This is a genomic window from Rhizobium sp. CCGE531 (assembly GCF_003627795.1).
Lineage (GTDB): Bacteria > Pseudomonadota > Alphaproteobacteria > Rhizobiales > Rhizobiaceae > Rhizobium.
The window spans coordinates 314730-326765 of record NZ_CP032686.1; the positions used below are offsets into that span (position 1 = coordinate 314730).

The window sequence follows — 12036 nt, forward strand, 5'->3', positions numbered from 1 at the left end:
GTGATAGTAGACCAGTCGTTTCCATATGCAAGCGATTTTTGGCAAACGTTTGCTAAACGAAGGGAACTGCCATAGCATCCGCCGCGTCAGGCATCGGGAAGGAAACAAAAAAGTGAAAGATAACAAGGATATGCCCCTTGAGGAGCATTCCGGGCCGTTGATGGCCGATGTCGCGAGGCTGGCAGGGGTCGCGATCTCCACGGTCAGCCGTGCCCTTGCCAATCCCGGACGTGTCAACGAGAAGACGCGCGCCAAGATCGATGCGGCCGCCAAGCAGCTGGGCTATACGCCGAACGCCATGGCTCGCGGCCTGCGGGTCGGCAAATCCAACACCATCATGATCATCCTTCCAGGATCGCTCTACTACGGCGTCTCCCAGGTCATCCCGCAGGTCCTGCAGAGCATCAACAAGGCCCTGCTGCAGAATGGCTACAACCTGATGATCGCCAATCTCGGCCGCGACCCGGAGTCGGAACGGCATATTCTCAATCTCGCCTTCGGCGGCACCATTCGCGGCGCCATCATCCTGTCGTCTAAGCTGCCGGAGATCGATGGCCGGTCTCTGGCCAATGCCGGCCTGCCGATCGTCTCCATGCTGCTCGACATGAGTGACGCCGGCGTAGCGAGCGTCGTGACCAATGATCGTGAGGCGGTACGGGACGCGGTTGCGGAACTGATCAGGATGGGTCACAGGCGCTTTTTCTACATCGCAGGTCCGCAGGACAATTATCACGATGTCGAGCGCTATGGCGGCGCCCTGGAAGCCCTGCGCGATGCCGGGATTTCGAAAGAAGCGCTGCGGCGGTCCGGAGGCAATCTCGATTACCAGAAGGGCTTTGAGATCGGCGTCCAGGCTGCCGCCGATTTCGTCCTGCTGAAGGATCGGCCGACGGCGGTGATCGCCACCAGCGATGACATGGCGATCTCCTTCGTCAGCCGCATACGGCAAACGGGCCTGCGCATTCCCGACGATCTGTCGGTGATTTCCTTCGACGGTGCGCCGGTCTGCGAATTCTGCTTCCCGCCCCTCTCGACGATCGAACAGCCGTTCGAGGAAATGGGCCAGGCCGCCGTCGCTCGCCTGCTTGATGCCCTCGGACAGGCGGCGAAGGTGCAGGACCTGCGCGTCACAATCCGCAGCAGGCTGATCCTGCGGGAGAGCGTCGCCCCGCCGAAGAATTGAAGCGAGTGCGCCATGTGATGCGATTCGGGCGATCTGAGGAGATGGCCGCCACCACCCGATATCCCAGGGGCGCGGCTTGCCATGAAAGATCATCAGGCGGGGGCTTTATGCGCCTTGCGCTCTTACGAGGCGATGCTGCGCGGCTCGACCATGATGGCTTCGATTCCCGCCGCCTCTTCATCGAAGAACGATCGCCGTGCTCCGCCGCGGCGATAATCGCTCCATCTGTGCTCATGACAGAAAAACTGGTTTTCCCCATCGCCGACATCGTAGCCAAGGCTGCCCCGCTTCAGGCAGCCAGGATATTCGCAGTAATGGCTCTCCAAGGCGTGTATTTCGCGGGAGAGCGTCATCTCGGCTGCATCGTCGGTCATCGTCGAATCCTTTTTGCCTCGTCCCGTCTTGCCCGAGCCAGACATGGAATCAGTTCATTTTCGGAAGCGTCGGTGCGAACGGTAGGTTTCAGATGGTTAACCGACGGTTTCGGACGCGCGGCACAATGGGTGCACGGCTTCGGTTGAAGATCACGGTGAGGAAGTGAGCGGGCGGAAAAAGCGGCGCGTCGGGAACATGCCCATCCCGGCGTGGCTCTCAGGTTATGATTCCGCAAATGATCTATTGCAGCGTCGTGCTATGCGGCTTAGCGGCAAGGGCCGGCAATTGTGCTTCAAGTCCGCGTTGAACGGCCGCGACGACCTGGGGATTGCGAAGTCTGACGGCCTTGCGGATCATCAGCTCCTCGTTGATGATCGCCCGCATGCCCACCGTGAACTTGTGCAGGCTGAATTGCTCGGCATGTGCCCGCAGCGCTTCGGGGTGAAAGCGATGCTCCGTCGCCTCAAAATCGAGCACGGCGTCGATCAGGGCATCGACAGACTGCGTGTTGAACAGAACACCGCTCAGGCCGGGCACGACGGTCTCCAGCGCTCCGCCGCTTCCATAGGCGATAACCGGCCTTCCGCTTGCCATGGCTTCGACCGGAACGATGCCGAAATCTTCTTCGCCGGGAAAGATCAGGGCGCGGCACCGCGCCAACTTCTCCTTCAGCACCGCAAACGGCGTTCGGCCCAGGAAAGTGATGGTGGGACCGGCAATGCGTTTCAATTCGTCCATCTGCTTGCCTTCGCCGATGATCACCAGCTTGCGGTTCATCCGGGTGAACGCCTGCACGGCGAGATCGATCCGCTTATAGGGGACCAGCTGGCCGGCGCAGAGATAGAAGTCTTCGATCGATGCGGCCGGGGCGAAGTCATCGACATTGACCGGCGGATAAAGCACCGTCGCGGGACGCCGGTAATATTTGCTGATGCGATCGCAAACATGATGCGAGTTGGCGACGAAACGATCGACGCGCAGGCTGGTATTGACGTCCCAGGAGCGCAAAAGCGGCGCGAGCACCGGCAGCATCAGCCGTGATGCGAGCCCTGCGTGGGATCGGTAGAAATGATAGTGATCCCAGAGGTAGCGCATCGGCGAATGACAATAGCAGACATGCGTTGCCTGCGGCGGCGGAATGATGCCCTTGGCCGGGCCTGACTCGCTGGAGATGATCAGATCGTAATCCGAGAGATCGAAACTCTCGAGCGCGAACGGCATGAGCGGCAGAAGCGATTGATAGCCCCTGACCGCACCTGGAATCCGCTGCAGGAACGATGTGACGATCTTGTGTTTGCGGATCTTCTCCGAAACGCGGCTTTCGTCGTAGACGAGAGTGAAGATGTCGGCGTCGGGATACATGTCGCAGAGCGCCTCGACGACTTTCTCTCCACCCCGCATCGACACAAGCCAGTAATGCACGATCGCTACCCGCATTGTTCTTCCCTCCATGGGTCGAAACAACATTGGCCAGACGGCAACTTTTGCGACAGGGCCCACATCGGTTCACTACGGCATCCAAATGGCCGAAGGGAGTAACCAAAAGATTTAGCCGGGGATCGAAGCCTGCACACAAGGATATACCCACCCGCCTAAGAAACTGCAGGAACATCTCCTTCCCTGTCAGAAATGATAAGCCCTGTTGCTTCGGTAGGGGATTTACACGCTATGCGTTCGACTGCTGATCTCGTTGCATGGCGCCCTCGGTTGCCTGACGGCGCAAGCGACACGAAAGCGAGATTTCGGCTCATGTTTAGAGTTTCAGCTTTGCCTTACCATTCCATCTCCAGGCCGCCTCGGCTCATGGCGCCATGGCTGCTGGCATTGATGCTTTCCAGCGCGGGCGTGTTCCAAACCACCAATGTCGCCGCGGCGAGCGAGGTGTACCACGTCGGACCGCAGGCCCGGATCAAGATCGCCATTGTCGAATGGATCGCCGCAACCGGCGAATACAAGGAATGGACGGCGCTGAACGGCGAATATGTCGTGTCGCAATCGGGCTCGATTTCAATTCCGATGATCGGGCAGATGCAGGTCGGCGACAAGACCGTCGACGACATCAGTGCCAATATCGGCGAAAGGTTGAAGCAGATCACCGGCTTGGCGGTGGCGCCCACGGCTTCGGTCGAGGTTGTCAAATATCCGATGATTTACGTGTCCGGCGCAGTGGAGAAGCGGAGCGAGCTGGAATTCAGGCCGGGCCTGACCGTCAGGCAGGCGATCGCCATGGCCGGCGGGCGCGAGCGCCGCTCCAGCCAGACGGGGGATTCCTCCGAGGCGCAGCAGATCAGCTATGCGGGAGAAATCAGCCGTATGGAGCTGCAGCTGAAGCAGCTCGGCGCGCGGCGGGCGCGCCTGATGGCGGAGCTCAATGATCAGCCGGCAATCACATTTCCGCCGGAGATCAAGGCAGCGCCGCAAGGATCGGCGGTCTCGCAGATCATGACGAGCGAGCTCGATCTGTTCAATGCCAGGGCCGAGGCCTTGCGCCAGCAACTTGCCGCGGCCGCGGATCTGGAAGTGCTGTTGCGCAACGAAATCAACATTCTCGATGAGAAGATGTCGTCGCAGGACGAGCAGGTGAAGATTGCGCAGGATGAATTGAGCGATATTTCCAAGCTGGTCGACACCAAGATCCTGACGACGTCTCGCAAGACCTCGCTGGAACGGATCGTTGCCGAGATGCAGGCCGGCAAGCTGGACCTCGTCGTCGCATCGATGCAGGCAAAGCAGAAGCTGAACGAGACCGAGCGCGACGCACTCAATCTCAAAGGCCAGCGCAAGACGGAAGCCGGACAACAGCTCCAGATCGCCGAGACGGAAATGGAGGATACGAAGCTCAAGCGAAACACGACGCTGCAGCTGCTGCAGATTTCCGGCGCCTCGCTCACGCGTAGCCAGAGCATGAAGGCGCTCGATCTCCAGCCACTTGAATACTGGATCACCCGAAACGGCGACGAGGCCGCAGCCATCAAGGCGTCGGAAGCGACCGAGCTGCAGCCAGGGGATGTTCTCGATGTGCGCTACAATATTTCCGGAAGCCTGGACGGCACGACGCTTTCGTCGGTCGATGCCGGTCAATCGCAATAACGATAAGTGAGCCAAGGGGGCGAGTGATGGTAGTTCACGAGATCGGCAAAGGCTTGCGCAGCACGCCGTCGGACAGCAAGACCATGGGGGACAGCGAATATATTTCGTTTCGCGATGTCTGGCGTTTCGTACAGCGCCACTGGCTGATTTTTGCCTTGTTCACCGCCGCCGGCCTTGGCATCGGCATCTTCTACACGGTCACGACCCAACCGATCTATCTGGCGACTACACGCCTCGTCATGGATCCGGACCAGGGGCGCATCGTCTCGCAGGATGCATTCACCGGCACGGTCATCATCGAGGCCGCCGAAATTGCAAGCCAGGTCGAGATCGTCAAATCGGAGGCGATCGCACGCGCCGTTGTCCAGAAACTCAACCTCACCGAAGACCCCGAGATCATAGGCGGCATGTCATGGCAGGCCGCCTTGCGCGACAGGATGCGCGCGATCGCCAGTTATTTCAGGTATGGCGACGACGGCGCAAAGACCGAGGCCAGCGACGACGACGTGATGCGCCGGACCATGGCATCATTCCTCTCTCGGGTTTCCGTCAATCGCGTCGGCCAATCCTATATTCTCGAGATCGGGTACAGCTCGGTCGATCCCACCAAGGCGGCGCAGGCGGCAAATGCAATTGCGGAAGCCTATATCAGCACCGGCCTGTCCGACCGCGCTTCCGCCGCGCAGAGCGGCGCCAGATGGCTGGAGACACGCCTGATCGAAGTCGGCAGGCAGGCGCGCGAAGCATCCATGGGCGTGGAGGAGTTTCGCGCCAAGAACGGCATCATGGAGATCAGTAAGTCCTCATCCCTCGATCAGCAGCAGCTGTCCGAAATCAGCAGTCAGGCCGTTGCGGCCAAAGCGCAGACCGCGGCCGAATCGGCCAAGCTTGTGACTCTCAACCAGCTGATGGCGGGCAGCAAGATTGAGGGGGATGTCGACGAGACGATGAACAACCCGCGCATACAGAAGCTGCAGGAAGATCTCGGAGTCGCAACGACCAAGCTCAACAACCTTAGAAGCCGGTATGATGCCGACAATCCAGCCGTCATTGCCGCCCAGCAGGAAATCGATCGGGTAAAGGGTGACATGCGCAAGGAGTTCGAGCGCATCCAGTCCGTCTACAGGGCAAATCTGGATGTCGCCAAGACCCGCGAGAGGCTTCTGAGTGACGAGTTGACCTCATTGAAGGATGCGGGAACGGACAAGAACTTGGCGCGGGTGGAGCTGTCGGAGATGGAAAGCCGGGCCACCACCTATCGCCGGATGTACGAAAGCATATTGCAGCAGCTGATCGGTGCGCTGCAGAAGGAATCCTTTCCCCTTGGCAATGTTCGCGTCGTGACGGCTGCCGCGGTGCCGCTTTCAAAGACCTGGCCGAAATCCTCTTTCGTGCTGCCCTTTACGGCCATGCTTGGTCTGGCGGCCGGCGTCATGGCGGCTCTTTTGCGGGATGGTCTGGATCGGCGCGTCAGCTCCAGCGAGAAACTGCGGCGCGAATTGGGGATCAGCTCCCTGGGCCATGTTCCTGTCTATGTAAGCCCACCGTTCCTGTCCGGAAGCATGGTGGCGACGAATGCCACGTGGCGACGAACGATGCTGCCGCTGAGATCCGTGCTGGATACGCCCTATTCGCAATTTTCCGAAGCCCTGCGCGGCGTCAAGCATTCGATCGACTCCGCTTTCCCGCCGAATGCGCCGATGGTGGTCGGCATCACCTCGGTCGGCACCGGCGAGGGCAAGACCACGATCGCAACCAATCTCGCACAACTCTACCAGCATGAGGGCGCATCCGTCGTGTTGATCGATGCCGACTTCCTCAATGCAAGACTGAGCTGCGTGGTGACCGAGTCCGGCACGGAATTCGGCATGGAGGCGCTGAGCATCAACGACGTGCCGCGCCGCTATGCAGTTGCCCAGGAGGGTGGCCTGCTCGTTGCCAAGTCCGATCATGAGCCCGAGGCGGAAATCGTGCAGGGCCATGGGGGTGTTCCGGTCGTCACCGTCGACGAGACCGAAAAATCCGTCGCCACCTTTCAGCGCTATGGGCATCTGCCGGCGCTGAAGGCCGAGATCGACCTGCTGCGGCGGCGATACAAGGTCGTCATCGTCGACATGTCGGCTTTCGAGGATTCCGCCGATACCCGCGTCATCTGCAGCTATCTCGAAGGTATCATCGTGGTCGTCGGCCAGACGAACAAGATGACCGTCGAACGATTGTCGGATGCGCTTGCAAGCTTCGGCACGTCGGCGATCAATGTCCTCGGCATCATCGCCAACCGCAGCTACGAGAAACGTCATGGCCAGCAGACGCGCCTTTGGCGTCGCAGACTGGATGGACGTCAGGTGCGTGCGTCCGCAAGGCGCCTCACGGGCCACGCGACGAGCCGTCCCTTGAAGATCGCCCTAGGCATCGCAAGCTCGGGCCGCCGCGATATCCTGTCGTCCATTCTTCCGCATATCGCCAATCAGACGCGCAAACCCGACGAGATTATTGTCTGCCTGTCCTCGCCGGAGGATATCGATCCGAGCTGCCTTCGAAATCTCGACATTCCAGTCCAGGTTCTGATCTCCGAACGCGGTCTTTGCCGTCAGCGCAACAGGATCCTCGACAACGTCAAGCATGCGGACGTCGTTCTTTTCCTCGACGACGATTTTCTGATGACCTCGACCTATGTCGAGGAAGCGGAACGGCTGTTCCAGCTCCAGCCGGACGTGGCCATGTGTACCGGCAAGGTCCTGGCGGACGGCATCACCGGTCCTGGCATCTCCGTTCGCGACGGCTTACGCTTGGTCGATGGCAAGCGCCGGCGGCGATCCGAGCCTGCCATGCAGATTCGGCCAATCTACAATGCCTATGGCTGTAATATGGCAATCCGCATGGCGATCGTCAGAGCCGCCGCGCTGCGCTTCGACGAGAACCTGCCTTTCTATGGCTGGCTCGAGGATGTCGATTTCAGCAGGCTCGTTGCCCACTACGGCCTGGTTGTCAGCGCCAGGCAGCTGGAAGGTGTCCACCTCGGCACCAAGGGCGGCCGGGCGGGCGGCGTCCGTCTCGGCTATTCGCAGATCGCCAACCCGCTTTACCTCATGCGCAAGCGGACCATGAGCGTGCCGCAGGCCGCAGCCCAGATCGGCCGCAATCTTGCCGCCAATCTCGTCAAGGTCTGGCGGCCGGAGCCCTGGGTCGATCGCAAGGGACGGCTGAAGGGCAACGTCATGGCATTTCGCGATCTGCTCAAAGGCAGGCTGGCGCCACAGAATATTGAAGCATTGGAGTAGTCCGGTGGCGCCTCCGTTCGGTCTCGATCGCGTCGTCGTCATCAACGATCGCTCCGTCCGGGTGGGCGGAGCATCAAATCTCGCGATTCTTTCGGCCGATTTGCTGCGGAGTGCGGGGGTCGCGGTGACCTATTTCGCCGGCGATGCCGCCGGGTCCGACCCGCCGGCAGCGGAAACCATCAATCTGGCGGCGCAGCCGTTGATGCAGCAGGCGCGTCTCAGCGCATTCGCCAGCGGTCTTTACAGCCGCCAAGCCCATGCCTCGCTGAAGGATCTCATTTCGCGCATCGACACCGAAGGCACCATCTATCACGTCCATGGCTGGTCGAAGATCCTCTCGCCTTCGATCTTTCGCGCTCTATGGCCTGTCCGCGAGCGCGTCGTCTTGCATGCCCACGACTATTTTCTCTCCTGTCCGAATGGAGGGTTCGCCAATTACCGCAAAAACCAGGTCTGCCCCCTGGCGCCGATGTCGATCGGATGCCTGACGACAAATTGCGACAAGCGCGGCTATCACGAGAAGATCTGGCGATCCGCGCGCCATCTGGTGCGGGAGCATTATTATCCCGTCCGGCAGGTTGCCGCCAATATCGTGGTCGTCCATCAGCGCATGCGCGATTATTTCGTGCGCGGGCAAGTGCAGACGAGCAACATAGAAACGATCCGCAATCCGGTCGAGCCCTTCCTCACGCGTCCGACGGATCCGTGGAAAAAGCGCGATTTCTTCTTTGTCGGGCGGCTTGAGCCGGAAAAGGGATTCGAGGACGCGGCGATCGCGGCGCGGCTAGCCGGCGTCAAGCTGCACATCATAGGTGACGGCGCCGGCCGGGCGCGCCTGGAAAAGGACTTTCCGGAGGTCGTCATTCATGGCTGGAAATCCAAGGACGAGATGCGCGTCATTCTCGAGGAGGCGCGCGCGCTCGTCGTTTCGTCGCGGGTGCCCGAACCCTTCGGTCTGGCGGCGCTCGAGGCGGTAACAAGCGGCATACCCGTGATTCTACCCGACGCCGCACTTCTGGGCGAAGAGCTTGCAACGCTTGGATGTGGGATTACCTTTCAGAGCGGCAAGGTGGAGACGCTCGCAAGCGGAATCCGCCGGCTTGCCGGCGACGATATGCTACTTCGTTTGATGAGCGTGAACTGCATCCGCCGGTCGGGCGACCTGGCCCACACGCCGGCATCGTGGCTCGAGGCTCTGCTGACGCTGTACGACGGTGTTCTGAAGCGCGCAAATGCGGTCAGGATGCCCCCAGGAACGACCATGGACGCTGACATTCCGGCCGCGGGTCGGCTGATCGATGAGACGAGCTGACGCTTGTGGTTAGATGCGCGTTCGCCCCCTACGCCAATGGGACTAGCCCAATGCCCGCAGGGTCAATTGTCAATGATGAGGGCAGCTGGCAGCCTCTGAAAGAAGCATACGGGTGGTGAGGGCCAGAGCCATGTTATCGACTGTTGACGGCGTTGCCCACGGCGAGAGAGCTCGCCGCGACGTGAAGCGGGCGGAACGGCAGGGCCGCTCCAAACGCATTGCCGACATTCTTCTTTCCGGAGTAGGATTGCTGTTTCTGGCGCCGGCGCTGCTTGCGATCGCGATCGTATTGCTCCTGGTCGACGGCCGTCCCATCATCTATCGCCACACACGCATCGGCCGCGACGGCCGCCCGTTCGAATGCCTGAAATTCCGCACGATGCGCAAGGATGCCGACCGGCAGCTGGCAGAGCTTCTGGCTCGCGACGAGAACCGAAGGCTGGAATGGCTGTCCACGCAGAAGCTGACGAGCGATCCGCGCGTTCATTGGTTCGGAAAATATCTGCGGATGAGCAGTGCCGACGAGCTGCCCCAATTGCTGAATGTTCAGCGTGGCGACATGAGCCTGGTCGGGCCTCGCCCCGTCGTTGCCGCGGAACTCGAGCGCTACGGATCCGACCTCTATTGCTATCTGGGGGTGCGGCCCGGCATCACCGGTCTTTGGCAAGTCAGCCGCCGCGCCGACACCACCTATGAAGAGCGCGTCCAATTCGATCTGGACTATTTCCACAGCCGTTCGATGCGCACCGACTTTGCCATTCTCGTCAAAACCGCCGGCGTCGTACTGCTCGCGCGCAATGAAAAAGAACGTCTCACCAAATGAAGAACGCAGCTGCAGCAACCCATACGACGACACAGAAGATCACCAGCATCCACCGAAGGAGGTATTTCTGTCTCGATCTGCCCGGCGATCCTGGGGCGATGCGATCATGGTTTTCGTCGTTCATAAGGGGCTCTGCGTGGTGTTTCATGATGTTTGCCGGCAAGCTCCTATTCTATTGCCGAGAATTTCGATCCGGCCCTGGCGGCCAAGGCAGAAGTATTTGTGAAATAAAATCGTATAGTTCCGGCATTCCCCGCTTGCAGGCAGCGCTTCATTGCACGGAATCATGTCCTGAATGGGAACGCTACGGACTTTATCTGGTGCAAAACTGGATGAGACTACGCAACTGCTTGCGATATTTCGCGAAATTTTCTCAATCAAATGCCGTGAAAACGAGTTTCGCCCCGTGTCTGCTCGCAGGGATGGGGCGCTGATGGACAGTTTTCCGCTTCGCCGCAAGAGCCTTGGGTGGACTGGCCTGCGGCACTGGCTCCGCTCCCGCATGTCGTCGGTCGTCGGCGACGGAGCATCGACGCTCGTTTCGAAAATCGTCTCGCAGGTCGTCCAGCTCCTCATATTCCTTGTCGCCGCTCGCATGCTGGAATCGACGGAATTCGGCCTCTATGCTTTCAGCTCCGCCATCGTGGTCATGCTGGTCGTGATTGCGGAAGGCGGATGGGGCGAATTCGTCATGAAGGCCGAGTGCAGCGCGCGGGAACTCGACCAGGTCGGCACGATTTCGATCATTGCCGGCACGCTCGTAACGATCGTCGGCTTGACGGCGGCGGCCGTTGCATGGCTCATCTTTCGGCGGCCTCACGAAGCGCTGCTTCTGGCTCTCTTCAGCTGCTGGTTCCTGCCATCGTCGCTTTATGCCGTTTATGACGGGCTGCTGGTCGCCCGAGGTCTCCTGCGCAAACAGGCCGTAATCCGGATGGCCAGCGAGACGGCCGGGCTTTGCAGCACCATGCTGGGACTGTGGCTGGGGTGGAACGTCTTTTCGCTTGTGGCCGGACGGCTCGTGTCGCAGCTGGTCTGCCTGGGCGCCTCCGCAGTCGTGCTCGGCTGGTATCCCAGAATATACCTGACCTGGCCGCTCGCGCGCGAGATTCTCGAATTTTCGCGCCATATCCTGTCGAACCGGCTGATCGTCTTTCTGCGCTCCTATTCCGGAACATTGGCGATCGGCAGTTTTCTCGGCCTTGCGGAGGCGGGCTATTACCGTGTCGCCGAGCGCATCGTCGCGGCATTTTCCGAGCTCATCGGCGAGCCGGCGCGGATGCTTGCCTGGACGCTGTTTCGCCGGTCCGCAATGGTGATGAGTTCAGACGGAAGGCCTGTTCGTGACACCGGGGCCGCCGCGACGGTTTTCATGATGGTCCTCATGGCAATTTCCACGCCGATCTATCTCGGCCTCTCGCTGATTTCGTCCAATCTGATCGATGTCGTACTCGGCGACAAGTGGGCGCCTGCGGCAATCCTCGTGACGATACTCTCCATGAAGCAGGTTCTTTTGACGCCAGGCTATGTGACCGAGGCTCTGCTATCCTTGTCAGGCAATATCAGGCGCATGCCGGCGACCTTGCTGCTCAACGCATTGGTTTCCGTCTCGCTGATCCTCATTCTGGCACCTTTCGGCGTCACGGCTGCGGCATGGGGCCAATGCGCCGCATCACTGATCTCCTTTTTGACCTCGGTGCATCTGCAGAAGAACTATGGGGGCCTCGGCTGGGGAAAGGTCTTGCGCAAGAGCGGCTATGTCGTGGTCGCGATCGCCCTGATGGCGGCGGCGGTCTACGCGCTCGGCTATTTCGCCGAGACGCTCAGCATGCGGCATGTATTGACCGTGTTGCTGCAAGTTGCCGCCGGCAGCGCGATCTATGCCTGCACGCTATTCGTTCTGGAAAAGATGTTCGGAGGCACGGCCTCAATTCTGTCGGTCAGGCGATAATGGCGGCGACCAGCTGGCACG

Annotated in this window: 8 protein-coding genes; 6 read left to right on the plus strand and 2 right to left on the minus strand. The window is 60.3% G+C overall.

Translation table 11 applies throughout. The features are described 5' to 3' along the window. The first annotated feature begins 112 nt into the window (after window positions 1-112). Window positions 113-1183, plus strand: a complete 1071-nt coding sequence (locus tag CCGE531_RS27820; protein ID WP_120669889.1) for a LacI family DNA-binding transcriptional regulator — start codon at window positions 113-115, stop codon at window positions 1181-1183. A gap of 122 nt (window positions 1184-1305) precedes the next feature. Here CCGE531_RS27820 and CCGE531_RS27825 read toward each other — a convergent pair whose 3' ends face one another. Further along, window positions 1306-1557 (minus strand): hypothetical protein, encoded by a 252-nt coding sequence (locus CCGE531_RS27825; protein ID WP_162944026.1) that lies wholly within the window; start codon window positions 1555-1557, stop codon window positions 1306-1308. 241 nt (window positions 1558-1798) lie between these two features. Next, window positions 1799-2995 carry a glycosyltransferase gene (locus tag CCGE531_RS27830; protein ID WP_120669893.1) on the minus strand — a complete coding sequence of 399 codons (1197 nt, stop codon included), beginning with the start codon at window positions 2993-2995 and terminating at the stop codon, window positions 1799-1801. A 366-nt stretch (window positions 2996-3361) separates the two neighbouring features. Here CCGE531_RS27830 and CCGE531_RS27835 point away from each other — a divergent pair, with 366 nt between their 5' ends. From CCGE531_RS27835 to CCGE531_RS27855, 5 genes are all read left to right on the plus strand, one after another. Continuing rightward, the gene (locus CCGE531_RS27835; RefSeq protein ID WP_245459489.1) at window positions 3362-4648 is read left to right on the plus strand and encodes a polysaccharide biosynthesis/export family protein; all 1287 of its coding nucleotides are present in this window, start codon (window positions 3362-3364) and stop codon (window positions 4646-4648) included. A 26-nt stretch (window positions 4649-4674) separates the two neighbouring features. After that, window positions 4675-7929 (plus strand): Wzz/FepE/Etk N-terminal domain-containing protein, encoded by a 3255-nt coding sequence (locus CCGE531_RS27840; RefSeq protein WP_120669896.1) that lies wholly within the window; start codon window positions 4675-4677, stop codon window positions 7927-7929. Between the two features lie 4 nt (window positions 7930-7933). After that, entirely contained in the window at window positions 7934-9241 is a 1308-nt protein-coding gene (locus tag CCGE531_RS27845) for a glycosyltransferase family 4 protein (protein WP_120669898.1), read from the plus strand. 130 nt (window positions 9242-9371) lie between these two features. Continuing rightward, window positions 9372-10064, plus strand: a complete 693-nt coding sequence (locus tag CCGE531_RS27850; protein WP_120669900.1) for a sugar transferase — start codon at window positions 9372-9374, stop codon at window positions 10062-10064. A 433-nt stretch (window positions 10065-10497) separates the two neighbouring features. Beyond that, entirely contained in the window at window positions 10498-12015 is a 1518-nt protein-coding gene (locus CCGE531_RS27855; RefSeq protein WP_245459491.1) for an oligosaccharide flippase family protein, read from the plus strand. Window positions 12016-12036 lie beyond the last annotated feature (21 nt).